This is a genomic window from Streptomyces sp. NBC_00076 (assembly GCF_045041235.1).
In the GTDB taxonomy this organism is placed as follows: domain Bacteria; phylum Actinomycetota; class Actinomycetes; order Streptomycetales; family Streptomycetaceae; genus Streptomyces.
Genome location: NZ_CP108242.1, coordinates 6773144 through 6798398, shown reverse-complemented (window position 1 = coordinate 6798398; position 25255 = coordinate 6773144). Strand labels below are relative to the sequence as shown.

23 protein-coding genes and 1 pseudogene are annotated in these 25255 nt (G+C 72.6%); 20 read left to right on the top strand and 4 right to left on the bottom strand.

Annotated elements, in window-relative coordinates; translation table 11 throughout:
- The first annotated feature begins 44 nt into the window (after window positions 1-44).
- Together OHA64_RS31065 and OHA64_RS31060 are read left to right on the top strand one after the other, a co-directional pair.
- Window positions 45-1676, top strand: coding sequence for an IS200/IS605 family accessory protein TnpB-related protein (locus tag OHA64_RS31065; RefSeq protein WP_405618665.1), 1632 nt, complete (start codon window positions 45-47; stop codon window positions 1674-1676).
- 47 nt (window positions 1677-1723) lie between these two features.
- Window positions 1724-2134, top strand: coding sequence for a Scr1 family TA system antitoxin-like transcriptional regulator (locus tag OHA64_RS31060; RefSeq protein ID WP_405618663.1), 411 nt, complete (start codon window positions 1724-1726; stop codon window positions 2132-2134).
- On the opposite strand, the gene OHA64_RS31055 is transcribed toward OHA64_RS31060, so the two are convergent.
- A complete protein-coding gene (locus OHA64_RS31055) occupies window positions 2106-3053 on the bottom strand; it encodes an ACP S-malonyltransferase (RefSeq protein WP_405618661.1) in 948 nt (315 codons plus the stop codon). The two genes, OHA64_RS31060 and OHA64_RS31055, sit on opposite strands and share 29 nt — an antisense overlap.
- Before the next feature lie 298 nt (window positions 3054-3351).
- Here OHA64_RS31055 and OHA64_RS31050 point away from each other — a divergent pair, with 298 nt between their 5' ends.
- From OHA64_RS31050 to OHA64_RS31000, 11 genes and pseudogenes are all read left to right on the top strand, one after another.
- Entirely contained in the window at window positions 3352-4896 is a 1545-nt protein-coding gene (locus tag OHA64_RS31050) for an acyl-CoA carboxylase subunit beta (protein WP_405624197.1), read from the top strand.
- Window positions 4893-5114: an acyl-CoA carboxylase subunit epsilon gene (locus OHA64_RS31045; RefSeq protein ID WP_405618659.1), complete on the top strand. Its 222-nt coding sequence runs from the start codon at window positions 4893-4895 to the stop codon at window positions 5112-5114. Before OHA64_RS31050 ends, OHA64_RS31045 begins: the two co-directional genes overlap by 4 nt.
- A gap of 103 nt (window positions 5115-5217) precedes the next feature.
- Entirely contained in the window at window positions 5218-6267 is a 1050-nt protein-coding gene (locus tag OHA64_RS31040) for an AfsA-related hotdog domain-containing protein (protein WP_405618657.1), read from the top strand.
- Window positions 6264-7304 carry a 3-oxoacyl-ACP synthase gene (locus OHA64_RS31035; RefSeq protein WP_405618655.1) on the top strand — a complete coding sequence of 347 codons (1041 nt, stop codon included), beginning with the start codon at window positions 6264-6266 and terminating at the stop codon, window positions 7302-7304. The genes OHA64_RS31040 and OHA64_RS31035 overlap by 4 nt, the downstream gene beginning before the upstream one ends.
- 49 nt (window positions 7305-7353) lie before the next feature.
- A complete protein-coding gene (locus OHA64_RS31030; protein ID WP_405618653.1) occupies window positions 7354-9042 on the top strand; it encodes an FAD-dependent monooxygenase in 1689 nt (562 codons plus the stop codon).
- A pseudogene (locus OHA64_RS31025) lies at window positions 9039-10034 on the top strand (beta-ketoacyl-ACP synthase III); the annotation flags it as partial. The gene OHA64_RS31030 and the pseudogene OHA64_RS31025, both read left to right, overlap by 4 nt.
- Before the next feature lie 48 nt (window positions 10035-10082).
- On the top strand, window positions 10083-10346 hold the full coding sequence (locus OHA64_RS31020) for an acyl carrier protein (RefSeq protein WP_405624196.1): 264 nt from the start codon (window positions 10083-10085) through the stop codon (window positions 10344-10346).
- A 5-nt stretch (window positions 10347-10351) separates the two neighbouring features.
- On the top strand, window positions 10352-11587 hold the full coding sequence (locus OHA64_RS31015) for a beta-ketoacyl-[acyl-carrier-protein] synthase family protein (protein ID WP_405624195.1): 1236 nt from the start codon (window positions 10352-10354) through the stop codon (window positions 11585-11587).
- A 58-nt stretch (window positions 11588-11645) separates the two neighbouring features.
- Complete coding sequence (locus OHA64_RS31010; protein ID WP_405618650.1) at window positions 11646-12611, top strand: aldo/keto reductase; 966 nt, start codon at window positions 11646-11648, stop codon at window positions 12609-12611.
- A 139-nt stretch (window positions 12612-12750) separates the two neighbouring features.
- Window positions 12751-14469, top strand: coding sequence for a 3-hydroxyacyl-CoA dehydrogenase family protein (locus tag OHA64_RS31005; RefSeq protein ID WP_405618648.1), 1719 nt, complete (start codon window positions 12751-12753; stop codon window positions 14467-14469).
- A gap of 84 nt (window positions 14470-14553) precedes the next feature.
- The gene (locus OHA64_RS31000; protein ID WP_405618645.1) at window positions 14554-15294 is read left to right on the top strand and encodes an HAD family hydrolase; all 741 of its coding nucleotides are present in this window, start codon (window positions 14554-14556) and stop codon (window positions 15292-15294) included.
- Here OHA64_RS31000 and OHA64_RS30995 read toward each other — a convergent pair.
- Window positions 15254-16183, bottom strand: coding sequence for a ScbA/BarX family gamma-butyrolactone biosynthesis protein (locus OHA64_RS30995; protein ID WP_405618643.1), 930 nt, complete (start codon window positions 16181-16183; stop codon window positions 15254-15256). The genes OHA64_RS31000 and OHA64_RS30995 overlap by 41 nt on opposite strands.
- A 119-nt stretch (window positions 16184-16302) precedes the next feature.
- Between OHA64_RS30995 and OHA64_RS30990 the strand changes: the two genes are divergently transcribed.
- Window positions 16303-16989, top strand: coding sequence for a ScbR family autoregulator-binding transcription factor (locus OHA64_RS30990; protein ID WP_405618641.1), 687 nt, complete (start codon window positions 16303-16305; stop codon window positions 16987-16989).
- Window positions 16986-17708: an HAD family phosphatase gene (locus OHA64_RS30985; protein WP_405618639.1), complete on the top strand. Its 723-nt coding sequence runs from the start codon at window positions 16986-16988 to the stop codon at window positions 17706-17708. Before OHA64_RS30990 ends, OHA64_RS30985 begins: the two co-directional genes overlap by 4 nt.
- A gap of 92 nt (window positions 17709-17800) precedes the next feature.
- On the opposite strand, the gene OHA64_RS30980 is transcribed toward OHA64_RS30985, so the two are convergent.
- Entirely contained in the window at window positions 17801-18571 is a 771-nt protein-coding gene (locus OHA64_RS30980; RefSeq protein WP_405618637.1) for an SDR family NAD(P)-dependent oxidoreductase, read from the bottom strand.
- A gap of 156 nt (window positions 18572-18727) precedes the next feature.
- On the opposite strand from OHA64_RS30980, the gene OHA64_RS30975 reads away from it, so the two are divergent.
- The 3 genes from OHA64_RS30975 to OHA64_RS30965 all read left to right on the top strand — a co-directional run bounded on the left by OHA64_RS30975 (window position 18728) and on the right by OHA64_RS30965 (window position 21690).
- Complete coding sequence (locus tag OHA64_RS30975; protein ID WP_405618634.1) at window positions 18728-19339, top strand: TetR family transcriptional regulator; 612 nt, start codon at window positions 18728-18730, stop codon at window positions 19337-19339.
- Window positions 19340-19606: 267 nt separating this feature from the next.
- Window positions 19607-20728 (top strand): IS701 family transposase, encoded by a 1122-nt coding sequence (locus OHA64_RS30970; RefSeq protein ID WP_405618632.1) that lies wholly within the window; start codon window positions 19607-19609, stop codon window positions 20726-20728.
- A 155-nt stretch (window positions 20729-20883) separates the two neighbouring features.
- Window positions 20884-21690: a BTAD domain-containing putative transcriptional regulator gene (locus tag OHA64_RS30965; RefSeq protein WP_405618630.1), complete on the top strand. Its 807-nt coding sequence runs from the start codon at window positions 20884-20886 to the stop codon at window positions 21688-21690.
- 13 nt (window positions 21691-21703) lie between these two features.
- Here the strand turns inward: OHA64_RS30965 and OHA64_RS30960 are convergent, their stop codons facing one another.
- The gene (locus tag OHA64_RS30960) at window positions 21704-22648 is read right to left on the bottom strand and encodes a LysR family transcriptional regulator (RefSeq protein WP_405618628.1); all 945 of its coding nucleotides are present in this window, start codon (window positions 22646-22648) and stop codon (window positions 21704-21706) included.
- 141 nt (window positions 22649-22789) lie between these two features.
- Here OHA64_RS30960 and OHA64_RS30955 point away from each other — a divergent pair, with 141 nt between their 5' ends.
- Both OHA64_RS30955 and OHA64_RS30950 read left to right on the top strand, forming a co-directional pair.
- Window positions 22790-24259 carry an MFS transporter gene (locus OHA64_RS30955; protein WP_405618626.1) on the top strand — a complete coding sequence of 490 codons (1470 nt, stop codon included), beginning with the start codon at window positions 22790-22792 and terminating at the stop codon, window positions 24257-24259.
- Between the two features lie 146 nt (window positions 24260-24405).
- Window positions 24406-25233 (top strand): MBL fold metallo-hydrolase, encoded by an 828-nt coding sequence (locus tag OHA64_RS30950; protein ID WP_405618624.1) that lies wholly within the window; start codon window positions 24406-24408, stop codon window positions 25231-25233.
- The last annotated feature ends 22 nt before the right edge of the window (window positions 25234-25255 follow it).

The window sequence follows — 25255 nt, the reverse complement described above, 5'->3', positions numbered from 1 at the left end:
CTGCGGTGACAGGGGGCCTTCGAGCCGCGGGCAGGGGTGGACGGGTGGGCGGGCTGAGGGAGTTGGTGGCGGCGTTCGTTGTGCCCGGTCCGGCAGGCGTGGCGGTGCGGGACCGGCTGCGGGTAAGTGAGTCGGACGCGGCTCTACTTGCCGGGGTGGGGATGTTCCTGGGTTCGCTGGCGGCCGGGGATCTCGCGGAACGCTGCCGGCAGGGGCCGGCGCATGATGCGGCCTCCTGGGCGGTGCGCAAGCGCGAGCTGACGGGGAAGTCCTCGGCACGCTGGGCGGGCAGTATCACCAAGGCCACGCATGATCAGTGGGCGCTGGCGCGGCGTGGACAGGCCGCCCACATGGCCTGGCTGCGGAGGCAGATCGACTCGGTCGAGGCGCGGCTGTCCCGGCCGCTCGGTGCCAAGGCCGACAAGAGGGACGGCCTGGTACGCGGTTACGGTTCGCGTGGTGAGTGGCATGCCAAGTCCCGCCGCCTGCAGACGTTGAAGGACCGGCTCGCGGTGGTGGAGGCGGACTGGGCGGCGCGCCGGGTGCACGTGGTGCGCGGCGGCAAACGCCTCGCGAACACCCGTCACCACCTGGAGGCGGCCGGGCTGGCCGAGCAGGAATGGAGGGAGCGCTGGCGGGCGGAGCGGATGTTCCTGTCGGCCGACGGAGAGTCCGGCAAACGGTTCGGCAACGAGACCATCCGCGTTACCGACACCGGACAGGTCTCCATCAAGCTCCCCTCTCCGCTGGCCCACCTGGCTAACGCGCCGCACGGCCGGTATCTGCTGGACGCGACCGTGGCGTTCAAACACCGGGGTGAGGAGTGGCTGGACCGGATCACCGCGAACCGAGCGGTGGCCTACCGCATCCACCACGACGTGGCACGCGGCCGCTGGTACGTGACCGCCTCATGGCAGCGTGCCGCCGCCCCGGTCCTGCCGCTTGAGGCGGCGCTGGCGCGGGGTGTGGTGGGGGTGGACATGAACGACGACCACCTCGCCTGCTGGCGCCTGGATGTGCACGGCAACCCGGTCGGCGAACCGCAGCGCTTCTTCTACGACCTCACCGGCAGCAGCGAGCACCGGGACGCCCAGATCCGGCACACCCTGACCCGGCTGCTGCACCACACCCGCCGCACCGGGGCCGCTGCGATCGCCATCGAGGACCTCGACTTCCGCGAGGGCACAAGCCGGGAGAAGCACGGCCGCAACAAGCGTTTCCGCCGCCTGCTCTCCCGCTTCCCCACCGCGAAACTGAAAGCGCGGCTGGTGTCGATGGCCGCCGAACTGGACATCGCGATCGTTGCGGTCGACCCCGCCTACACCTCCCGGTGGGGTGCCCAGCACTGGCAGAAACCACTGACCACACCGACTCGCACAATGTCCCGGCACGATGCGGCGAGCATCGCGGTCGGGCGACGCGCCCTCGGACACCCGATCCGGCGACGGACGGCACCGCCCCACGACGACCAGAGTGATCGTCGTGGGCATCGGACCGTCCAGGCCCGACCGGACACCCGCAGGCGTGAGGGACCCCGCCCCCGTATCCCCGGACCACGGACGCGATCCGTGTCACCGGACACGGAGCGAAAGCGGGCGACCAGGACATCCAACACCGGTCGGGATGTCCGCAGCGACCAGGTATGGGTCCAAGACTCACTCCTGCTCACTGATTAGGAACGGTCTGTCGCTGCCCGTGGGTGACGCTATGAGCCCCCGCTCCGGTGGCTTGCCGCGCACCGTTGGCCGTAGCAGCCCGCACGGGCCGGGCGCGGGTGCTCCGCGCAGGAGATCACCGATTCGCCATCCTCGTCGAGGAGGCCGTCCTGCGGTACCGCATCGGTGTTGCCGGAATCATGGCAGGGCAACTGGGCCGGCTGCTGTCGATCAGGTCCCTGCCGGCGGTCTTTCTGGGAGTCGTGCCGTTCAGCGCCTCAAGGCACATGTGGCCCCTGGAGACATTCTCGGTCCACGACGGCGCACCAGCCCAAGTCGAAGATGCCTTTGCGACCCGCCGGCGCGGCGACGTCGGTGCGGGCGCTCCAGGTGCCGACGGGTGTCTCCGGGGTCGTCGTCCTGATCTCTTCCTTCCGCGTCGACGACAGGTCAGACCGTGTGCGGGGCCGGGGCCTTGAAGCGGTGGGACGGGACCTGGGGCAGGGTGCGCCGCGCCAGGCCGGCGAGGGTGGCGCCGGGACCGATGTCCAGGAAGGCGGTGGAGTCCAGCTCCTCGTGGAGGACGTGCAGGGTGTCCGCCCAGCGGACCGGGCTGACCAGCTGGCGGGCGCACAGTTCGCGCCAGTGGCCGCCGCCGTGGTGGGTGTGGGCGTCGACGTTGGCCACCACGGGGATCGCTCCGGTCGCGAAGCCCGTCAGTTCCAGGGCCCGGCGCAGGGCCGCGCCGGCGGGCTCCATGTAGGGGCTGTGGCAGGCGGCGGTGACCGGCAGGACGCTGTAGCGCAGGCCGGCCCCGGCAGCACGGGCGGCGGTGGTCTCCACGGCCGTACGACTGCCGGCGACCACCGTCTGCTGGGGGCTGTTGTGGTTGGCCACCCACAGGTCGGCACCGTCCCGGCGGGCCTCCTCCACCAGGACCGTGACCTGCTCCGGGTCGCCGCCCATCACGGCGGCCATCGCTCCGGGGCGCCCGCGGGCCGCCTCGGCCATGGCCCGGCCCCGCTCGCCCACCAGCCAGGCGCCGTCGGCCACCGACAGCACCCCGGCGGCCACCAGCGCCGAGTACTCGCCGAGGCTGTGCCCGGCGACCGCCACCACGTGCGCGAACGGATCGTGCCGGCGGAACTCCGACCAGGCCAGCAGGGACGCGGTGAACACCGAGATCTGGGCGTGGTCGGTGCGGGACAGGGTCTCCTGGTCCGCCGTCAGCAGCAGCTCGGCGACGTCGAAGCCGGAGGCCCGGGAGACGGATTCGACGAGTTCCCAGGACGGTGTCTCCCGCCAGGGCTCGCCCATACCGGGGCGCTGCACCCCCTGGCCGGGGAACAGGACGGCGTACCGCGGCTCGGCGGTGGACCCGTGAACGTGCGTGACCATGATCTGCCCTCTCGAGATTCCGACGACGGTCGGGAACATCGTCCGAGGGGGCCGCTCAAGTTCCGGACCGCTTTTCCCTCATGCCGCGGCCGCCTTTCACTCAAGGCCCGGAATAGAAGTCGGCGGCTTTTTCAGGGCTTGAGTCAGGCATTGTCCAGGGCCCCGAATTCTTCTTCCGGGCGGCCTCGGTCCAGAGGGCGTCCGGATGGGAGGACAAGGCATGACCACCATGGTCGAAAACCCCGTGGCACACAGCCCGGTGCCGCTTGCCGAGTCGGAGCCCGAGCGTCCCGACAGCATGCATGTGCGCGTGGAGGAGCTGCGGCGGCTGCGCGCCGAGGTGCACGCGGGTCCCGGACAGCGGGCCACCGAGGCACAGCACGCACGCGGCAAGCTCACCGCCCGCGAGCGCATCGAACTCCTGCTGGACGAAGGGTCGTTCACCGAGCTGGAGTCGCTGCGCCGGCACCGCGCGACCGGCTTCGGACTGGAGCACAAGAGGCCGCACACCGACGGTGTCGTCACCGGCTGGGGCACCGTCGAGGGGCGCCAGGTCTTCGTCTACGCGCACGACTTCCGCATCTTCGGCGGAGCGCTCGGCGAGTCCCACGCGGCGAAGATCCACAAGCTGATGGACCTCGCGGAGGCGTCCGGCGCGCCGCTGGTGAGCCTCTGCGACGGCGCGGGCGCCCGCATCCAGGAAGGAGTGACGGCGCTCGCCGGATACGGCGGCATCTTCAGCCGCAACGCGCGTGCCTCGGGTGTCATCCCGCAGATCAGCGTGATCCTCGGCCCGTGTGCGGGAGGCGCGGCCTACTCGCCGGCGCTGACCGACTTCACCTTCATGGTCCGGGGCGTGGCCCAGATGTTCATCACCGGCCCGGACGTCGTGCGGGCGGTCACCGGCGAGCAGGTGAGCATGGACGAGCTGGGCGGCGCCGACGTGCACGCGTCGGTGTCCGGGGTGGCCGCGTTCGCGTACGACGACGAGGTGGGCTGTCTGGAGGACGTGCGCCACCTGCTGTCGTATCTGCCGTCCAACAACCGGCAGGCCCCGCCCGTACTGCCCGGCGACGATCCGGCGGACCGCCGCACCGACCGGCTCGCCGACCTCGTCCCGGCCGACCCCTCGCGCGGCTACGACGTGCGGGAGGTCATCGAGGAGATCGTCGACCACGGCGAGTACTTCGAGACGCACCCCACCTGGGCGGTCAACGTCGTGTGCGCCCTGGCCCGGATCGACGGGCACGTGGTGGGCATCGTCGCCAACCAGCCCATCGCCAGCGCCGGAGTGCTGGACATCAAGGCCAGCGAGAAGGCCGCGCGGTTCGTCTCCCTGTGCGACGCCTTCAACATTCCGCTGGTCACCATGCTGGACGTGCCCGGCTTCCTGCCCGGCGTGGAGCAGGAGCACAACGGGATCATCCGGCACGGCGCGAAGCTGCTGTACGCGTACTGCAACGCCACCGTCCCCCGCATCCAGCTGATCCTGCGCAAGGCGTACGGCGGTGCCTACATCGTCATGGACTCCCGCTCGGTCGGCGCGGACCTGTCCTTCGCCTGGCCCACCAACGAGGTGGCGGTGATGGGCGCCGAGGGGGCCGCCAACGTCGTCTTCCGCCGGCAGATCGCCGACGCCGACGACCCCGCGGCGATGCGCGCGCAGATGGTTGAGGAGTACAAGGCCGAGCTGATGCACCCGTACTACGCGGCCGAACGCGGCCTCGTCGACGACGTCGTCGAACCGGGTGAGACCCGCGCGGTGCTGGCCCGCTCGCTGGCCGTGCTGCGGACCAAGCACCGGGCGCTGCCGCAGCGCAAGCACGGGATCACCCCACTGTGAGCGCCGCGCCGCCCCCGGCCGACGTGCTGCGCGAGGCCGCCTTCCGCGTGGTGCGCGGCAACCCCGACCCCAGCGAACTGGCCGCGCTGGTCGCCGTGCTGACCGTGCTGCGGGCGCGTGCCGGGACCACCGACGACGACGCCGGTCCCGCAGCACCCCGCGCGACCTGGGACCGGGCCGGCAACGGCTATCGCAGTCCGCTCGCCTGGGTGCTTTGAGTTCGCTTTTAGTGAGCGATTTGCCACCCGCCCTGACAATGAAATCACGCGGGGGGAAAGGGAATTGACCCTCGACTCGCGCCGCATGAGGAGGATGAAGGAAATGACACCTGCCGAGAAGAAGACCTGCCTGCCGGGCGCCGCGAACCTCGAATTCATGCGCACCGTGGACCGTTCTCTGCTGCACCGCTGGGCGCTTTCCGAGGTGTTTCTGACCGACGCCCGACAGACCGCCGAGGAGGAATTTCTCGCCGCCGCCCAACTGCCCCCGCTGCACGCCTACTACACCGAGCACACCTCGCGGCTCGGCAGCCCGGACCCGATGCTGCTGCTGGAGTGCTGCCGGCAGGCCGAGACCTACGGCGGCCACGAGTACGCCGGGGTCTCGCGCAAGAGCAAGTTCCTGCTGCGGTCCTGGTCGATGGAGCTGCCGGGGCTGCTCACCCTCCCGCAGCAGGAGCGGCCCGGCGAGCTGCGCATCTCGGTCCGCACGAGCAACCGCCGCGGTACCCCCGGCGATGTGCGGCGGCTGTCCTTCGGCATCGACATGAAGCTCGCCCAGCGCTGCCTCGGTTTCGTGCGCATGGACGTCGGCTACATCCCCGCCGAGGTCTACGACACGGTCCGTCTGCAGGGCCGCGGCCGGCCGCTGGTGCCGTTCCAGGACCTGCCCCGCCAGACCGCGTACGTCGCCCCGCACCTGGTCGGCCGCAGCGACCCGGCGAACGTCGTCCTCAGCTCCGCCACCGTGGGCAGCGACAACGCCTCCGCGACCGTACGGGTCCCGCTGGAGAACCGCAGCATGTTCGACCACGGCCAGGACCACGTGCCCGGCATGGTGCTCATGGAGGCCGCCCGCCAGCTGTGCCTGCTCGGCGTGTCCGACCTGTGGGGCGCCTCGGTCAGCCGCAGCACGGTGGCCGGCTTCGAGTTCTCCTTCACCCGCTACGCCGAGCTGGACGCCCCCACGACGGTGCACATCCGCAAGACCGAGCCGTACGCGCACGAGGACAACCTCAGCCTGATGCTGCCGGACCTCAGGACCTTCCACATCGACTTCGAGCAGGACGGCGACATCATCGCCTCCGGTCAGATGCACACCACCACGGCGTCGACGGGCGTGCCGCTGCTCGACGGCGAGGAGTGCGTATGACCCCCGACGGCATGTGGCTCACCCCCGCCGAGTGGCTGCCGCCCACCGTCGAGAAGACGGCGGACGCGCTGGCCGCCGGCCGGGTGACCACCGACGAGGCGGACGCGATGGGTTACGGGCAGCTGCCCGTCTCCCCCGACCTGTCCGCCCCCCAGATGGCGGTGCGTGCCGCCCGGAACGCCCTGTCCCGGGCCGGTGTCGCGGCCGGTGACCTCACCGCCGTCCTGCACGCCTGGACGTACCACCAGGGCCACGACTTCTGGTCGCCCGCCCACTACGTGGCCGCCCGGACCGGCGCTCTGGACGCGATCCCGACCGGCGTCCAGCAGATGTGCAACGGCGCGGCGGCGGCCCTGCGCGCCGCAGCGCACCAGCTCGCCGCGCGGCCCGGGGACGGCCCGGTCCTGGTGACCACCGCCGACCGTTTCGCACCGCCGGGCTTCGACCGGTGGGGCGGTGACTACGGCGTCTGGTACGGCGACGGTGCCACCGCGGCCGTCGTCGGCGCCGGCCCCGCCGGCGTCCCGCAGGGCGCGCTCGCCCTGCACGCCCTGCACACCCGGGCGGCGCCGGAGCTGGAGAGCGCCCACCGTGACACCGGCGCCTTCCACCCGGCACCGCACACCCGCGGCGCGGCCGTGGACGTCCGCCGGACCAAGAAGGCGTTCCTCGCCGAGCACGGCAGGCCGCGCTTCCTCGACCGGCTGCGCCGGGAGACCACGGCCGTCCTGGCCGCCGCGCTGACCGAGGCGGGCATCGGCACCGGCGGGCGGCGGCTGAGCGCCGTACTGCTGCCACGGCTCGGCCGGGCCACCGCACGGGAGGTGTACGGCCCCGCCGTCGCCGAGGTCACCGACGCGCCGCTGGCCGACCTGGGCGAGTACACCGGTCATCTCGGCGCCGGTGACCTGCTGTCCAACCTGACCGCACTGGCCGCGGACACCGGCCCGCACCGCCTCGAACGCGGCGAGTACGCCGCGGTGCTGAGCGCCGGCGCCGGGTTCACGTGGAGCGCGGCCGTGGTGCGACGGACCTGAACCGCCCGGTATTCCCCACCCTGTTCCGACTTCTCCGAAAGGCACTGTCATGACGTTCCCTCAGCGCGAGGGCCCCGGTGAGCGGCGTCCCGTCCTCGTCGTGGGCGCCGGCCCCGTGGGACTGGTGCTCGCCACCGAACTGCTCGCGCAGGGTGTTCCGGTCCGGTTGATCGACCACTCGGCCGCCGGCCCCGTCCAGCACTCCCGGGCCAGCGTCGTCTGGCCGCGCAGCCTGGAACTCCTCGGCCGTATCGGCGCCTCCGAGCCGCTGATCGAGCTGGGCAACCGGCTGGACTCGGTGCAGTACTACTCCGACAAGCGGCACCTCGGCGCCATCGAGATGAGCCGGCTCGCCGACACCCCGTACCCCTTCGGCGTGGTCGTCCCGCAGGACACCACCGAGGAGGTGATCCGCACCCGGCTGGCCGCGTACGGCGGCGAGATCGAGTTCGGCACTCTCACCGGGCTCGACACCTCGGGGCCCCGGCCGGTCGCTCAGGTGCAGGGGGTTGACGGGCGCTCCGAGCACATCGAGGCGGACTGGGTGATCGGCGCGGACGGCGCGCACAGCGCGGTGCGCCGCCTCGCCGGGATCGAGCTGCTGGGCACCGGCAACGACGTGCTCTTCGCGATCGGTGACGGTCCCGTGGCCGGCGACCTGGACCAGCACGCGCTGGTGTACTGCTACTCCCGCTCCGGCGCCCTGGGAATCGCCCCCTTCGGCGGCGGGGTGTACCGGCTCGCCATCAGCGTGCCGGACTGGCGCGAGGAGCAGGGGCCGCCGCCGGAGCTGTTCCAGCGGTTCGTCGACGAGCGTTCCCCGCGGCCCGGCATCGTCGGAGAGCTCGACTGGTCCACCATCTTCCGGGCGCGGCGCCGGGTGGCCGAGACCATGCGCGCGGGCCGGGTCTTCCTCGCGGGCGACGCCGCCCATGTGTTCAGCGCGGCCGGCGCGCAGGGCATGAACACCGGTATCCAGGACGCGGTCAATCTCGCGTGGAAGCTGGCCGGCGTGGTCAGGGGCGCCTTCGAACCGGGCATCCTCGACACCTACGACAGCGACCGCCACCTGGCCGCGGAACGCATCGTGCTGACCACGGCCAAGCAGACCAGCTGGGGGCTGTTCAAGCGGCGCCACGAGCTCGCCCTGCGTGACGCCACCGTGCGGCTGGCCCACCGGACCGGGGTGCTGCAGCGGTTCGGCGCCCCGCTGATGGCGCAGCACGACGTCAGCTACCGGCCTGCCGAGTCCCTGCGCGACACGCTGCCGGGGCTGACCCGCAGGATCCGCGTCGGCGACCGGCTGCCGGTGTTCTCCGCGCATGACGCCCCCCAACCGGGCGCCGAACGCTGGCCCTCGATCGACCCGGCGCGGCTGACGCTGCTGCTCTGGGCCGGCGAACGTCAGGACGCCACCTGGCTGGCCACCCGCGAGTCCGTGTCGACGGCCGCCCCCGGCGGTGTACCGGTACGGGACATCTCCGCCTGGCCGGGCTTCGCCCCACTGCTCGGCTCCGCCCCGAGGGCCCTCGTGGTCCGCCCCGACGGCCACGTGGCGGCGATCGTCGCCCCGGAGCCGGCGGCCGTGCGTACGGCACTGCGCAGGACGGGGAGCAGCTTCCGAGCGGGCGGCACCGTGAAGGCCGCGGCGGTCCCGGACACCCCGGCCGCCCAGCTGACGGCCCTGGCAGTGCCCTCGGCTCGTACGGCCGACGAGGCCGAGGAGCTGGCCTCATGAGCCGCGCTGCTGTCCTGTGCGGTCTGGGTGGCGCGCTGCCGGAGCGGGCCGTGTCCAATCAGGAGTTGGCGGAGCAGCTGGACACCTCCGACCGGTGGATCCGTACCCGGACCGGGATCGGTCGGCGTCATGTCGTCGCCCCGGGTGAGGCCACCTCCGACCTCGCGGTGGCGGCCGGACGGGACGCTCTGGCCTCGGCCCGCCGCAGCGACGTGGACCTGGTGGTGCTGGCCACCAGTACGCCGGACCGGCCCTGCCCGGCCACCGCGCCGGACGTCGCCCACCGGCTCGGGCTCGGGACGGTGCCCGCCTTCGACGTGTCCGCCGTGTGCACCGGATTCGTGTACGCGCTCGCCGCCGCCTCCTCCATGATCACCGCGGGGATGGCCGAACGGGCCCTGGTGATCGGCGCGGACACCTTCTCCACCATCCTCGACCCTGCCGACCGCACCACCCGGGCCATCTTCGGCGACGGAGCCGGAGCCGTGGTCCTGCGGGCGGGCGAGGCGGACGAGCCGGGCGCGCTGCTCGGCTTCGACCTGGGCAGCGACGGCTCGGGCGGCGACCTGATCACCGTGCGCGCCGGAGGGTCCCGGCAGCGCTCCGTGCCCGAACCCCCGGGCGCCGGGGACCACTTCTTCACCATGGACGGCCGGCCCGTGTTCACCCAGGCCGTGCTGAACATGAGCCGTTCCTCGCAGACCCTCCTCGACCGGATCGGCTGGACTCCCGCCGACGTGCACAAGGTCGTGGCGCACCAGGCCAACATCCGCATCCTCAACGCCGTCGGCGAGCAACTCGGCCTGGAGGAGAAGCAGATCGTGGCCAACCTGGACCGGGTCGGCAACACCGTCGCCGCCTCGATCCCGCTCGCCCTGCGCGACGCCGCCGCCGACGGCGGCCTGCAGCCCGGCCACCGCGTGCTCCTCACCGGCTTCGGCGGCGGCCTCACCTGGGGGTCGGCCGCGCTGGTCTGGCCGGCCCTGGAACCTACCGACCTCACCGAGAACCCCGAGAACGAACAACGAGAGGAAACCACCATGAGCACTCCCGTCATCCAGACCCAGGAATCTCTCAAGCACCGCGTCTCCGCCCTGATCAGCGAGAAGTTCGGCCTCGACGAGGCGGAGCTGCTCTCCGGCGCCACCTTCGACGAGCTGGAGATCGACTCCCTGATCCTCGTGGAGCTGAGCCTGATCCTGCGCAAGGAGATGGACATCGTCCTGCAGGAGGGCGAGCTGAAGGCCGCCTTCACCCTGGACGAGGCCGTCGCGGTGATCCGTGCGAAGGCGGATCAGGCGTGAGCGGCGTGGCCCGGGGTCGCGGAGTCGCGGTCACCGGCATGGGCCTGGTCACTCCGGCCGGCATCGGGGTGGAGGAGAACTGGCGGCGCGTGCTGTCCGGCGCCTCCGCCGCCGCCACCGACCCCGAGCTGAAGGGCGAGAAGGTCGACATCTCCTGCCGGGTTCCCGGCTTCGACCCCACGGCCGAGCTGGGCCGGCGCACCGCCTGGAAGCTGGACCGCTTCACCCAGCTCGCCGTGGTCGGCGCGCGGCAGGCGGTCGCCGACTCCGGCCTGGACACCCAGTCCTGGGACTGCACCCGGGTGGGTGTGGTCATCGGCAACTCGCTGGGCGGCGCGGCCACCCTGGAGAAGCAGCTGCGCACCTACTCGGAGGGCACCCCCGAGGACGTGTCGGCGCTGATGATCCCCATGAGCATGGTCAACATGGTCGCCGGATACGTCGCCATGGACCTGCGCATCCACGGTCCCAGCCTGGTCACCGCGACCGCGTGCGCGTCGGGGGCGTCCGCGATCGGCACGGCCCGCGAATGGCTGCTGTCGGGGCTGTGCGACGTGGTCCTGGCCGGCGGGACCGAATCGGCGATCAGCCCGGGCACGCTCAACGGGCTGTCCCGGATGGGCGCGCTGTCCGGCCGTACCGACCAGCCTGCCGCCGCGTCCCGCCCGTTCGCGGCGGACCGGGACGGCTTCGTGGCCGGTGAGGGCGCGGCGATCCTCGTGCTGGAGCGGTGCGCGGACGCCACCGCCCGGGGCGCCCGGCGCTATGCGGACATCGCCGGCTTCAGCGCCACGTCCGACGCGCACCACGCCACCGCCCCGCACCCTCAGGGCGAGGGCCTGGCCCGGGCACTGCGGGCCGCCCTGGACGACGCCGGGGTGCTTCCCGACGAAGTGGAGCACGTCAACGCGCACGGCACCTCCACCCCGATGAACGACCTCACGGAGGCCCGTGCCCTGCACTCGGTGCTCGGCGACCGCGCGGCGGTCACCTCCACCAAGGGTGTCACCGGCCACACCCTCGCCGCGGCGGGTGCCGTCGAGGCCGCGTACACCGCGCTGGCGCTGTACCACGGCGCCATGCCGCCCACCGCCAACGTCACGTCGCTGGACCCGGCGATCGACGTCGACATCGACGTCGTCATTGGCTCGGCGCGGCACCGGCGGATGAGCGTCGCCGCGAGCACGTCCCTGGGGTTCGGGGGGCACAACGCCGCCCTGGTCCTCACCGCCGCGGCCTGACGGGGCCGGGGTGTTCGCGCCCCGGCCCCCACCCCCCTCTGACAGGAAGGAACTTCGCGTGACCACGCGTAGCCTCGGCCGGACCGGATTCGACGTCCACCCCGTCGGCCTCGGGTGCATGGGAATGAGCTGGGGCTATGCCGAGTCCCAGCGCGACGACACGGTCTCGGTCGCGGTGATCCGGCAAGCCCTGGACGCCGGTCCGGTTCTCCTGGACACGGCCGACGCCTACGGCGAGGGCCACAACGAGACCCTCGTCGGCCGCGCCCTCGCCGGACACGGTGGCGACGCCGTGGTCGCGACCAAGACCGGCATCGTGGTGGACGACCTCGCCACCCGCACCCTGAGCCGCGACGGTTCCCCCGAGCACATCCGGCGTTCGGCCGACGCCTCACTCAGGCGGCTCGGCGTCGACGTCATCGACCTGTACTACCTGCACCGCGTCGACCCCGCCGTACCGCTGGAGGAGTCCTGGGGTGCGCTGTCCGAGCTGGTGCGCGCGGGCAAGGTGCGCCACCTCGGGCTGTCGGAGGTGACCCGGGAGCAGGCCGACGCCGCCCACCGTGTGCATCCGGTGGCGGCGGTGCAGTCCGAACTGTCCCTGTGGACAAGGGAACCGCTCGACCCCGACACCGGGATCTCCGGCTGGTGCGCCGCGCACGGTGCCGCCTTCGTGCCGTTCGCGCCGCTGGGCCGCGGTTTCCTCACCGGCCGCTACACCCGGCCCGACGACTTCGAGGCCGGCGACTTCCGGGCCACCAACCCCCGTTTCACGGGGGCGGCGTTCAACGCCAACCTGCGCATCACGCACGCGGTGGAGAAGGTCGCCGCCCGGCACGGCGCCACCGCCGCCCAGGTCGCCCTGGCCTGGGTCCTCGCCCAGGGCGAGCACGTCGTTCCCGTCCCCGGTACCAAGCAGTCCCGCTACCTGGCGGACAACCTGGCCGCGGCCGACCTGCGCCTGACCACGCGAGACCTGCGGGACCTGGACGCCGCGCCCGCCGCCGCCGGCAGCCGCTACTGACCGCCGCAGCCGCTGGACCAGCACCCGACAAGAACTGACAAGCACCCCGACCAAGCATCGACACGTGCTGACAACGACTTACCAGCACTGGCAAAGGCTGACAAGCACCGTCAAGCCCCTCGACAGGCAGGAGCACACCATGCCCGATCAGCCAGGCGGCGCCGTCGCGCCGTCCCCGTACACCGTGGCCGTCGTCGGTCTGGGCGGCACCGGACTGGCTCTGGTGCGCCGACTGGCCGGCGCGGGGCTCACCGTCGTCGGCGTCGACGACGACCCGGCGGCTGTGGACCGCGCCCGGGAACTGAGCCCGTCCGAGCGCCCCCACGCGGTGACGCACTTCCCGGCCGGGGTCACCGAGGCCGACCTGGTCATCGAGGCCGTACCGGAACCGGCGGCGCTGAAGCGGCTGGTGCTGGCCAAGGTGCGTCGGCACCTGCGGCCCGGCACCCCGGTGCTCACCACCGCGCTGACCACGTCCCTCGCCGACCTCGAGGACGCCGCGGGCCCGGACCTGTTCGCGCTGCGTTTCCTGCGCGCGGACGGCCTGGACGCCGTGGAGGTCGCGCGTGCGCCCGGCGCCGGGGACGCCGCCGCCGACCGGGTGACCCGGGTCCTGGCGGCTGCCGGGATCACGCCGCACCAGGTCGTCGACCGGCCCGGCTCGCTCACCCCCGGCCTCCTGCTCGGCCTGCTGAACCGGGCCGCGTGGATGGTCCACGACGGGTACGCCACCGCCGAGGACGTGGACACCGCGGTACGGCTCGGCTGCGGCTGGCGGGAGGGACCGCTGGCGGTGCTGGACGCGATCGGCCTGGACACGGCACGCGACGTCCTGTCCCCGCTCGCCGAGACGGCCGACGGGCACGCGGCACCGGCCCCGGTCCTCGACGAGCTGATCGCCCGGGGCGCGCTGGGCCGCAAGTCGGGCCGCGGCTTCCACCGCTACGACCGTGCCGACGGGCCGCGCCGCCCGGTGCCGCCGACCGCCTCGCCCGGCCGCCGGGTGGTGGTCGTCGGCTCGGGGACCATGGCCACCGGCATCGCGGAGTCCTTCGTACGCGGCGGCTTCGACACGACGCTGCTGGCCCGGACCGAGGAGAAGGCACGGGCGGCCGCGGAGCGCGTGGAGTTCGCGCTGCGGCGCACGGGCGCGGACCAGGAGGGGGGCGAGGCCGGCTTCACGGCGACCTCGGACCGCTCGGTGCTGGGGACGGTGGACATCGTCGTCGAGGCCGTGGTGGAGGACCTGGAGGTCAAGCGGCGGCTGTTCGCCGAGCTGGGCGCGGTCTGCGCGCCGCGCACGTTGCTGGCCACCTCCACCTCCAGTCTGCCGGTCGCCGCCTGCACCGAGCCCGCGGGCCGCCCGGCGGACGTGCTGGGTCTGCACTTCTTCAACCCCGCCCCGGTGATGCGTCTGGTGGAGCTGGTCCCGGCCGAGGGCACCAGCGAGCACAATCTGGCCCGCGCCCGGGCGGTGGCCGAACGGCTCGGCAAGCAGACCGTGCAGTGCGGCGACCGGGCCGGTTTCATCGTCAACGCGCTCCTGTTCCCGTATCTCAACCAGGCTCTCGAACTGCTGGACGCGGACGAGACGACGACCGCCGCGCTGGACGCGAGCGCCCGGGCCGTGGGCGGCCAGCCGCTCGGTCCGGTACGGCTGCTCGACACGGTCGGCGCCGACGTGGCCCTGGAGGTGCAGCGCCGTCTGCAGGCCGACCCGCGCTGCCGGGCACCGGAGCCGGCGCCGCTGCTGAGGCGGTTGGTGGCGGCGGAACACCTGGGCCGCAAGACGCCCGGCAAGGGCACCCGCACCTACCTGACTTCCCGCACCGCCGCACCGATCCCCGCGTCCGCCTGATACCACCGGGCCGCGGTCTTCCCCTCCCCGGGTACGGCCGCGGCCCGGCCCCCTGTCCGCCACCCGCATGGAAGGCCGCATCCCATGTCCGCTGTCCCCGGGGCGCCGAACGCCCCCGTCCAGATCGCCTTCTTCGACGTCGACGAGACGCTGATCACGGTCAAGAGCATGTTCCGTTTCCTGGAGTTCCACTACCGCGAGCGTGGCCTGCCGCCGTCCGCGTACGAGGAGGCGGCGGGCACGCTGCGGCGCAGGTCGGCGGAGGGTGTCTCACGGCTGGTCACCAACCGCGAGTACTACCGCCTGTACGCGGACCGCCCGCGCGGCGAGCTGTTCACGCACGGCCGCGCCTGGTTCGACGCGGAACTCGCCGGCGGCACGCTGCTGCACCCGCCCGTGGTGTCCGCGCTGCGCCGGCACCGGGCGCAGGGGGCGCTGATCGTGCTGGTGTCGGGTTCGTTCCGGCCATGCCTGGAGCCGCTCGCGGAGCTGCTCGGCGCGGACGAGATCCTGTGCAGCGAGCCGGAGTACGCCGACGGGTACTGCACGGGCCTGGTGGAGCGCCCGGTCATCGGCGTGGAGAAGGGCCGGCTGGCGCGCGCGCTGATGCGGCGGCGCGCGGTGTCCCCGTCGCACGCCGCCGCCTATGGCGACCACGCCTCCGACCTCGGCCTGCTGCGCTCGGTGGGCCGTCCCGTCGCCGTCGGCGACGACATGGTGCTCGGAGCCCACGTCGCCCGGGTGGGCGGGGACACACTGCCGGGCACCGGCCGTGCCGCCGACGTCAGCCGACCTGCTCCTTGGCAACCGACACCAGTGCGGTGAAGCACAGCTTTCCGTCCTGCTCCATCGTCACCAGGAAGCGGGCACGGCCGAGTTGGTCGTCGGGCAGCTGCCGGGCAGCCACCCAGCAGGGGGAGTCGAGTTCGACGTAGCGGTGGAAGAGGGTCTCCATCGCCTCGGCGACACCGACCCGGGGGTGCCGCAGGGAGCGCACGGCCTGCTTGGCCGCCTCCAGCAGGAGGATGCCCGGGGCGTGGTCGCTGGGGTGGTCGAAGTACATCGGGTGGTGGGTGTCGATCCGCAGCTGCCAGCGGTCGGGGGCGTCGGTGGGCGAGAGCACCGCGTCCCGGAACGCCTCGCCGGCACCGGAGGCCGGGGGCGGCAGCGGGCGGCGGCGGGCCAGTTCCAGCATCCGGTGGGCGTCGCCGTACGAGCCGCGGAGCCGCTCGTAGATGGCGGGCGGCTGGATGGTGAACCGGGTGTGGGCGGTGGCCAGTTGCTCGCCGTCGCGCAGCACGGTGATGTCCAGGGACAGGGCCGTGACCCGGTCGCGGCGGCGGACCACGTCGTAGCAGCGGATGTGCAGGTCCGGCCGGCCGCCGATGCCGCCCTCGCACAGGGTGACCAGGTTCAGCGCGTAGCGGTACTCGCTCCAGAGCAGGCGATGGCCGAACGGGACGTCGTAACCGGCGTGCGAGAGCAGCGGAAACGTCTGCCGAATCGTTTCCGTGAGCAGTACGGCACTGTCCTCGTGCTGGTCCCCTGCGGCCACCACCTCGCTGGTGTCCGTCCAGTCCGCCGCCACCAGGAACTCGTCCTCCGCCAGGCGCTTCAGGCCCGAGAGCAGCACCTGGCCGGCGTCGTGCTTGTGGACGAGGTCCTTCGTGACGCGGGCCGGTCTCGAAACGGCAGCCGTCATCATCTCGCTCATGTGAATCCCCCTGTGTCGAAGCGCCGACATGTACTGCTCCCCCCGCCGCGGTAGCGGAGGTGCGCTACGGCAAGTAACATAGAGGACGTTCTTTTTCTTGTCGAGACCGGGATGCAGCCATGGCACCAGCCAATCCGAGTCGCGCTCCCAAGCAGGAGCGCGCGATCCAGACCCGAGAGCAGCTTTTGAAGGCAGCCGCGGAGGTCTTCGACGAGTACGGCTATGCCGGCGCCGGGATCAACAAGATCCTGCAGCGCGCGGGGGTGACCGCGGGGGCGCTTTACTTCCACTTCAAGGACAAGCAGAACCTCGCGATGGAGGTGATGTACGCCCAGCGAGGCACCATCGAGCCGCATGTCCCCACCACCGGCCTGCAGCGCCTGGTGGACATCACCCTCATCTGGTCGCACTCGCTCCAGGCCGACCCGCTGCTGCGCGCCGGCGTCCGGCTCACCAGCGAGCAGTCCGCCTTCGGCGTGCAGGACGCCACGCCGTACGCGGTCTGGGCCCGCAGCTTCGAGGACTGCCTGGAAGTGGCGCGCGCCCAGGGCGAGTTGCGTGAGCATGTACGGGCCGACGAGCTGGCCGAGTTCGTGGTCGGCGCGTGCACCGGCATGCAGGAGTACGCACAGGTCGTCTCCCGGCGTGCCGACCTGCCCCGCCGCACGGTCAACATGTGGCGTGCGCTGCTGCCCGGCATCGCCGCCGAGCCGGCTCTCGGCGGGATCGAGAACAGCGAGGAGCGCGCGCTGTCCCTGTGGACATCCGTGAGCGCGCCCGACCAAGGGGAGGGAAAACGAGCATGACCTACCGACCGCGCCGTTTACGGCTGGCCGCCGTCAACATCGACGGTGTCCTGCTGAACGACACCTTCAGCCCGCTCATCCATCAGTTCGTCACCCGCCGCGGCGGCACCTACTCGGCCGACGTCGAGCGCAGTGTCTTCTCCCAGCGGCAGGCCGACGCCGGCCGCGCCATGGCGGCGGCGGTGCCGCAGGCCATGACCGGCGAGGAGGCGCTTGCCGCCTACTTCGAGGAGCGCGCCGCCCATCTCCGCGACCACCCCGTCGAGGTGTCCGAAGGAGCGGTGGCGCTGCTGGAGCGGCTGCGCGCCGCCGGGCTCGACCTGGTCTGCTACGGCGGCCTGGCCAAGTCCCACTTCGACGAGCATCTGGGGGCGTACGCCGGGCTGTTCGCCCCTCCCCACTACATCTGCACCAACGACGTGCGGCCCGGCCTGCGGGAGATCACCGCGCACTTCGGCCTGGAGCACGGTCAGGTGCTCTTCGTCGACGACGTGGCACGGGTCGCCGAGGCCGCGAGAGCCCTCGGGGCGCCGTTCATCGGCCACCCCAGCCGGTTCGAGCACAGCCACCAGGCCGAGCTGATGCGGCAGGCCGGGGCCCGCCATCTCGTGCGCGGCCTGGACAAGATCGACGACGCACTGCTGCGCACGGTCGACGAGCAGGCGACGGCCGGCACACTGTGGCCGACGGCCGACGACCTGATGCCGACACCCCGTTAGCGCAGACCGCCCCAGGCCGTCCGGGACCTCGTGCCGACGGGCACCCGGGCGGCCCGTCGGCGGCCCCGACCGGACGCGTCGCGGTGGGGCTCTCAGACGGCCAGTGTGCCGCCGTCGACCGGTACGGTCGCGCCGGTCACGAAGGACGACGCCCCGCTGCACAGCCACAGCGCCGCCTGCGCCACCTCGACCGGGGCGGCGAACCGCTTCTGGACGGCACGCGCGAAGAACGCCTGCTCCACGCCGGGCATCTGCTCGATGACCGACTCCATCATCTCGGTGAGGGTGCTGCCCACGGCCAGCGCGTTGACCCGGATGCCCCGGTCCCCGTACGCGGCCGCCGCGGCCTTGGTCAGGCCGATCACCGCGTGCTTGGCGGCCACGTAGGGCGCCCCCACCCCGGTGGCGATCAGGCCGGCCACGCTCGCGGTGTTGACGATCGCGCCACCGCCCGTGTCGAGCATGGCGCGGATCTGGTGGCGCATGCAGTTCCACACCCCCCGGACGTTGACGTCCATGACGGTGTCGTAGTCGTCGTCCGGCATCTCGTGCAGATCAGTGCCGGGCACGGCCTGGCCGGCGTTGTTGAAGGCGGCGTCCAGGCGGCCGAATCGCTCCACCGCCGCCCCAACGACCCGGTCGACGTCCTCACCGCGGCGTATGTCCCCGGGAACGGCCAGCGCACGACCTCCCCGCGACTCGATCTCCTCGACCACCGAGACGAGTCGCTCGTGGCGGCGAGCGGTGACCACCACGGCCGCGCCGTGCTCGGCGAAGAGCCGTGCCGCCGCCGCGCCAATGCCCGACGAAGCACCCGTGATCATGACGACCCGGCCATCCATTGCGTACGTCTGTTCGGTCATGGCGGCAGTCAAGCAAACACCGACAGGACCGGTCAGCGGGATCGCGCCACCCTTACGAGCCAACCTGCCAAGAACGTCCCGAGCTGCTTGTTCGTCGGATCCCTTGGGAAAGTCTTGACCTATGGTGGGCGGCAGACGAGCGGAGGTGTGGCCCAGGTGGCGAAGCAGGACAGGGCGGAGCAGACCCGGCAGCGGCTCATCGAGGCCGCGGCCGGCGCGTTCGCCGAACACGGCTACGCCGGCACCTCCCTGCACCAGATCGTCACGTCCGCCGGTGTCACCATGGGCGCGCTGACCTTCCACTTCTCCAGCAAGTCGGCCCTGGCGGACGCGGTCCAGGAGGCCGGCACCGCCGCCACCCGCGAGGTCATCCACAACGCCGCCGCCGCGCCGGGACTGCAGGGCGTGCTCGACGAGGTGCTGGCGCTGGCCGAGGCACTGCGCAGCACGCAGAGCATCCGCGCGGCCGCCCGGCTCACCCGCGAGGGCCACACCGTCGGCCACGACTGGTACGACTCCTGGGCCCCCGACCTGCGCGCGGCACTGGAGCAGGCGTGGTGCGTGGACCGCCTGGACAGCGGGCTGACCCCGCTGGCGGCCACCTCGCTGCTCTCCCACGTCCTGCTCGGCGTCGAAGCCACGGCCGCCTCCCCGGACTCGTTGCGCACGGTCACCGGCGACGGTCCCGAGGAGGGCCTGACCCAGGCCCTGCAAGCGCTCGGCACCCTCATCGGCCCCTCGGGCGCCATGACGTCGCCCGAGGACTGACCGACGGCCCCCGGGCCTGACGCAAGGCCGCATTCGGCCCCACCATCCTCACCGAACGCACCGTTCCGCACACATTCCGTGTCATACCGGCCCGCGCACCCCGCACTCCCGAACGGAATTTTCTGCGGCCCGACGCACCACCCCTGTCGCAGCTCAGAGCCCCGGAGCGCGCCACCGCACACCCCTCCTCGCCGCCGCCGGCCCGACGCTCAGGCTAGAAACATAGAGAGTGTTCTGTATATTTATTGCGGAGAGGGGAGGCCGCACATGCATCCGGCCGAACAGCACGTCCCGCCGGCCCACCGGCTCTTCGCCCATCTGCCGCGGGCCGACCAACGGCGGTGGGCCGGCGTCTATCTGAAAGGGCTGCTGACCACCCAGGGCAAGAAGTCGCTGCGGCGGATAGCCGCCTCGGTGACGCCGTCCCCGACGGCACCCCAGTCGCTGCAGCAGTTCGTCAACGACAGCGGCTGGCAGTGGCTTCCGGTCCGCGCCGAACTGGCGCGCTGGGTCGCCGAGCACACCGCCGCGCACGCCTGGACGCTCTCCCCTGTGGTCATCCCCAAGCGGGGCGAGCTGTCCGTCGGTGTCCACCGGCGCTTCGTGCCCGCCTCCGGACGCACCGTCAACTGCCAGCTCGCCGTGGGCGCCTTCCTCTCCGGCGACCTCGGCCACCTCGCCGTGGACTGGCGGCTGTACCTGCCGCGGCGCTGGACCGAGGACACCCGGCTGCGGCGCCTGGCCCGCATCCCCGATGCCACCGGCCACGCCACCCCGGCCGAGCTGTGTCTCTCCCTCGCCGACCGCCTGCCGCGGATCACGCCCGAGATGCCACCGGTCGTCGTCCACACCGACGGCCACATCGACGCGGCGGCTGTGGTCGAGGGCCTGCAGGCCCGCGGCCTGGACTGGATCGTGGCCGTGCAGGGCGGCCTGCCCCTGACGCTCGCCCCGGCCACCGGTCCCCACCCGGCCGACGGGGCGGCCCCGCACCCGGCCCCGGTCCCGGCCGTCGACCTGCTGCGCCGGCACGCCCGGCCGAGCGCCGCCACCCCCCTCGTCCCCGGGCAACCCCGGCTGGGCAGCGTGCGGGTGCTGCTGCCGGGCGGAACCCGGCCGGCCCTGCTGGTCGGCGTCTGGACCACCTCGCGCTTCCGGCCCGACCGGATCTGGCTGACCGGCCTGCCTCCGGCGGGGCGGACCCGGACCCTCGCGGTCATCGGCTCAGCCACCGCCGCACGGGTCGGGGTCGCGGAGGCCGAGCTGGGCCTGCACGACTTCGCCGGCCGGTCCTATCCCGGCTGGCACCGCCACGCCACGCTGGTCTCCGTCGCCTCCGCGCTCCGCGGGCTCGGGCACGAGGTGTGCCCGGCCCCGGGCAGCGGCTGACCGCAGCCCTATGCCGGGCGGCCACCGCAGGCCGACGGCCCTTCCCCCCACACAGCACCACAGGGACCCCGCAGCGACGCAGGGCTCCCGCCGATCTGTTCGCCCGTACACCGCTCGCCGCTCCGGGCGGTGACACCCAACCTTGAGGAGGGGCTGTGGAGTTCCGTGTCCTTGGACCGATCGATGTCCGCGAGCAGGGGCGTGACATCACCCCCAGCGCGCCCAAGCAGCGCCAGGTGCTCGCCCTGCTCATGGCGAAGGCCAACCACCGTGTGTCCGTCCCGGCGCTGCTGAGCGAGGTGTGGGACGGCGAGCCGCCCCGCACCGCCACCACCGCCCTGCAGACGTACATAGGGGCGATACGCAAGACGCTGGCCGCCGGCACGGGCACCAGCGTCCGCGACATCGCCGACCACCGGCTGGTCACCGACGGCAACGGCTATGTGCTGCGCCTCGACCACGACGAATGGGACCGGCCGCGCTTCGAGCGGCTGGTCCTCCAGGCCCGTGACCTGCTGGACAAGCGCGAGGCGCACACCGCGACCGACACCCTCGGCGAGGCGCTGGCCATGTGGCGCGGCACGCCCTTCTGCAACGTCCGGCACGGCAGCCGGCTCACCGTGCAGGCCCGGGTGCTGAACGAGGCGCACCTCGCGGCCTGCGAGGCGCGGATCGACGCGCTGCTGCTGTGCCGGCGCTTCCAGGAGGCGGTCGGGGAGGCCGTCGCCCTGGTCGACGAGCACCCGTACCACGAGAACCTGCACACCCAGCTGATGCGGGCGCTCTACGCCTCGGGGCGCCGTGCCACGGCCCTGGAGGTCTACCAGTCGCTGCACCGCCGGATGACCGACGACCTCGGCATCCCGCCGTCACCGTCCACCACGACCCTGCACCACGTGATGCTCCAGGACAGCCCCGACCAGCGCTATCTCGCAGCCGCGGGCGCGGGGGCCCTGCGGTGACGCCCCACCACCCCTAGATGCCGGTGCCCTCGTTGGTCCACAGGCTCTCCACGGCCCGCGAAGGGCCGCCCACCGCGCGCACCCGCTCCATGGCCACCTGGACGAAGGCCCGCAGCCGGGCCGTCTCATGGCCGGTGGGCCAGACGAAGGCGTAGTCGATGCCCGGGGCGTCCGTGAACGGCTTGAAGACCAGGCCGGGACGGCTGTAGTAGTGCGCACCGGCGGCCGCCACCGGAGTCACGCCCTTGCCGGCGAGGACCAGGGAGAGCGCGTCCTCCCAGTGCGTCATGGCCTGCCCGTGCGGGATGGGCCGCCCCGACGGCGTCTGCCGCGGGAAGTGGTGGTCCAGCCACTGCGCCGGCACACTCCCGGCGACCGTCAGCAGCGTCGCCTCCGCCAGGTCCTCCACGCTCACCGAATCACGCCGCGCGAAGGGGTGCGCGGACGACATCAGCAGCACCCTCGGCTGCGACACCAGCACCGGGCCCAGCGTCAGATCAGGCTCGGCCAGCGGAGGTTCGGTGACCTGGAGCTCGACGTCCCCCGTGCGCAGCGGACCGTAGGGGTCCGAGATCTGCACCTGCCGTACCTGCACGTCCACACCCGGGTAGCGACGCCCGAACGCCTCGGCGATGCTGTGCAGCAGATGGCCCGTGAAGGCGCCGGAGAAACCGATCCGCAGCGATCCGGTGATCCCCCGCCCGGCCGCCATGGCCCTGGCGACGGCCTCCTCGACCCCTCGCCACGCGGGCACGAGATCGTCCCTGAGCTGTTCCCCGATAGGCGTGAGGGTCACCTGACGGCTGGTGCGGTCGAACAGCTTGGCACCGATACGTCGCTCCAGCCGGGCGACGGTCTGACTGACCCGGCTCTGCGAGACACCCACGCGCTCGGCACTCCGCCCGAAGTGCAGTTCTTCCGCGAGGGTCAGGAAAATCTCGATCTCCTGGCGTTCCATGACCGGTTCTCCCGCGCCTCCTCACTTCCGCGACCTCGAACGATGAGCCCAGCGAATCGATCGTTGCACAGATCGTCCTTGTTGCGCAGGTCCCCCGATTCGAAGCTGGAGTAGCCAGCGAGATCATCAGGAAGGACCCTCATGGCCGTCACCGAATCCTCACCCCCCACCAGTCCCACGCACGAGGTCACCGCACCGCCCCGGCCCGCCGCCGACGGCGTCTTCGGGGCACGCGAGTGGCTGGTGCTGATCACCCTGTGCTGCGCCACCTTCATGTGCGGCCTGGACTTCTCCATCGTCACCGTCGCCCTGCCCGACATCGGCACCGCCCTCGGCTTCTCCTCGGCCGGCACCCTGCAGTGGGTGGCCACCGCCAGCCTGCTGCCGTCGGCGAGCCTGCTTCCCCTGTTCGCCCGGGTCGCCGACCTGATCGGCCGCAAGCGGCTGTTCACCCTCGGCGTCGCGGTCTTCACCCTGTTCTCGCTCGGCGCCGCCCTCGCGAACAGCCCCGGCGCGCTGATCGCCACCCGCATCGGCCAGGGCACCGCCGCCGCGATGATCGCCCCGTCCGCCATCGCCCTGATGACCGGCTACTTCCAGGAGGGCCCCAAGCGCGCCCGCGCCCTGGGCCTCAACGGTGCCGTCATGTCGCTGGGCTTCGTGTTCGGCGCGCTCGGCGGCGGTGTCATCACCAACGGCTTCAGCTGGCGCTGGACCATGGTCGCGCTGTGCGTGATGGGCGCGCTGGCGCTGGCCGGCGCGCTGGCCCTGCCGGCGATCCACGAGTCCGGTGCCGCCCGCAGGATGGACATCCCGGGCGCGATCCTGTCCACACTCGGCCTGTTCGGCCTGGTCTACGGCATCTCCACGGGCGGTGACGAGGGCTGGACCCGTCCCGCGGCGCTCGGCCCGATCGTCGGTGGCCTGGTGCTGCTGGCCGCGTTCCTGCTGGTCGAGCGGCGCCACCCGGAGCCGCTGGTGCCGCTGTCCGTGCTGAACCGGCCGTCCGTGAAGTGGTCGGGGCTGTTCGGTGTCATCACCTTCGGCATGTGCGCCGGTACGACCGTGCTGCTGAGCCTGTACATGCAGGACGTGCTCGGCTTCACCGCGCTGCAGGCCGGTCTCAGCTACCTCGGCGAGGGCGCGGCCGCGACCCTCGGCGGCATGTACGTCGCGAAGCTGCTGGGCCGGTTCGGCGGGGTGAAGGTGCTGGCCGCGGGCCTGCTCATCCAGGGCGTCGGCACGGTCGCGATGTTCGCCCTGCCCCAGGACGTGAACCTGGCCGCCCTGCTCGTCACCTCCTCCGTCATGGGACTCGGCCACGTCTTCAGCGTCGTCTCGTTCATCACCGTGATGACCACGGGCGTCACCGAGGAGGACCAGGGTGTCGTCGGCGGTCTGTCGCAGCTGCCGCAGTACGTGGCCGCGATCGGTGTCTCGGGTCTGAGCGCGATCGCCGCGGCCCGCACCAACGCCCTGTCGTCGGGCGCCACGCCGTCCCGCGCCGACATCCTGGGCGGGCTGCACGCGGGCATGGTCACGGCCGGTGTCGTCGCCCTCGCCGGCGCCCTGCTCGTCGGCACCGTACTGCGCAAGCGGACCCCGGCCTAGGCCGTCCCGTGTCGGGCCTGCGGCTCCGCCCGCCGGAACCGTCCGCGCACCACGGCGCGACCGTCCGCCGCCGCTCGGCGGACGGCCGCGCCGTCCCCGTATCCGAGCCGCGGCGGGCGCCTTCGCCGCCTGCGAGGAGAGCATTCGTGAACGACAGCCGACTGCGCAGGCCCTCCGCCGTGCGTACCCTGCGCGTGGGGGAGATGAAGGTCAGCTATGTGCCCGACGGGGCGATGCTGCTGAAGCCGGCCGGCGGTCCGCCCGCGACCGCCGACCGCCACTGGAGCGGGTACAGCGCCTACCTCAACGACACCCGCCGACTCGTCGCCAACACCGGCGGCCTGCTCGTCGAGCACGGCACCCGGGCTCTGCTGATCGACGCCGGGTTCGGCCCGCGCGCGGTACCGGAGAATTCCGACCATCCCGACCGGGGCGCGGTGCACGGCGGCTCACTGCCCGGCAATCTGGCCCTGCTCGGGCGGTCCCCCACGGACATCGAGACGGTCGCCTTCACCCACCTCCACCCCGACCACATCGGCTGGGCCTGCGTCGATCCGCCCCTGTTCACCCGGGCCACCTTCGTCATCCCCAAGGCCGAATGGGACCACTGCGACCCCGAGGTGGCGGCCCTCGAAGCCCGGACACGGCTGGTGCTCGCCGGCGAAGAGGTCTTCCCCGGCGTCCACGCCGTGGCCCTGCCCGGCCACACCGCCGGTCACACGGGCTTCGTCATCGCCTCCCACGGCGTCCGACTGCTCGCCTTCGGCGACGCCATGCTCTCCTCCCTGCAGATACGGCACCCCGAGTGGTCCGCGATCTCCGACGCCGACCCCGACCGGTCGGAACTCCACCGCCGCCGTCTGATCGCCGAACTCCTACGCCCGGACACCCTCGGCTTCGGCATCCACTTCGCGGACGTTGTCTTCGGCCGGGTGCGGCCCGATGGGCGCGAGGCGGCCTGGCATCCGCTGTGACTCGTCAGCAGGAGACACCGCG

What these genes read in the sequence shown, in the direction of transcription:
- OHA64_RS31000 (WP_405618645.1), top strand. Translation starts at nt 14,554, where the DNA reads ATGTCCGCTGTCCCCGGGGCGCCGAACGCCCCCGTCCAGATCGCCTTC.
- OHA64_RS31035 (WP_405618655.1), top strand. Translation starts at nt 6,264, where the DNA reads ATGACCCCCGACGGCATGTGGCTCACCCCCGCCGAGTGGCTGCCGCCC.
- OHA64_RS31020 (WP_405624196.1), top strand. Translation starts at nt 10,083, where the DNA reads ATGAGCACTCCCGTCATCCAGACCCAGGAATCTCTCAAGCACCGCGTC.
- OHA64_RS31040 (WP_405618657.1), top strand. Translation starts at nt 5,218, where the DNA reads ATGACACCTGCCGAGAAGAAGACCTGCCTGCCGGGCGCCGCGAACCTC.
- OHA64_RS31050 (WP_405624197.1), top strand. Translation starts at nt 3,352, where the DNA reads ATGCATGTGCGCGTGGAGGAGCTGCGGCGGCTGCGCGCCGAGGTGCAC.
- OHA64_RS31005 (WP_405618648.1), top strand. Translation starts at nt 12,751, where the DNA reads ATGCCCGATCAGCCAGGCGGCGCCGTCGCGCCGTCCCCGTACACCGTG.
- OHA64_RS31030 (WP_405618653.1), top strand. Translation starts at nt 7,354, where the DNA reads ATGACGTTCCCTCAGCGCGAGGGCCCCGGTGAGCGGCGTCCCGTCCTC.
- OHA64_RS30990 (WP_405618641.1), top strand. Translation starts at nt 16,303, where the DNA reads ATGGCACCAGCCAATCCGAGTCGCGCTCCCAAGCAGGAGCGCGCGATC.
- OHA64_RS31055 (WP_405618661.1), bottom strand. Translation starts at nt 3,053, where the DNA reads ATGGTCACGCACGTTCACGGGTCCACCGCCGAGCCGCGGTACGCCGTC.
- OHA64_RS30955 (WP_405618626.1), top strand. Translation starts at nt 22,790, where the DNA reads ATGGCCGTCACCGAATCCTCACCCCCCACCAGTCCCACGCACGAGGTC.
- OHA64_RS30970 (WP_405618632.1), top strand. Translation starts at nt 19,607, where the DNA reads ATGCATCCGGCCGAACAGCACGTCCCGCCGGCCCACCGGCTCTTCGCC.
- OHA64_RS30960 (WP_405618628.1), bottom strand. Translation starts at nt 22,648, where the DNA reads ATGGAACGCCAGGAGATCGAGATTTTCCTGACCCTCGCGGAAGAACTG.
- OHA64_RS30980 (WP_405618637.1), bottom strand. Translation starts at nt 18,571, where the DNA reads ATGACCGAACAGACGTACGCAATGGATGGCCGGGTCGTCATGATCACG.
- OHA64_RS30985 (WP_405618639.1), top strand. Translation starts at nt 16,986, where the DNA reads ATGACCTACCGACCGCGCCGTTTACGGCTGGCCGCCGTCAACATCGAC.
- OHA64_RS30995 (WP_405618643.1), bottom strand. Translation starts at nt 16,183, where the DNA reads ATGAGCGAGATGATGACGGCTGCCGTTTCGAGACCGGCCCGCGTCACG.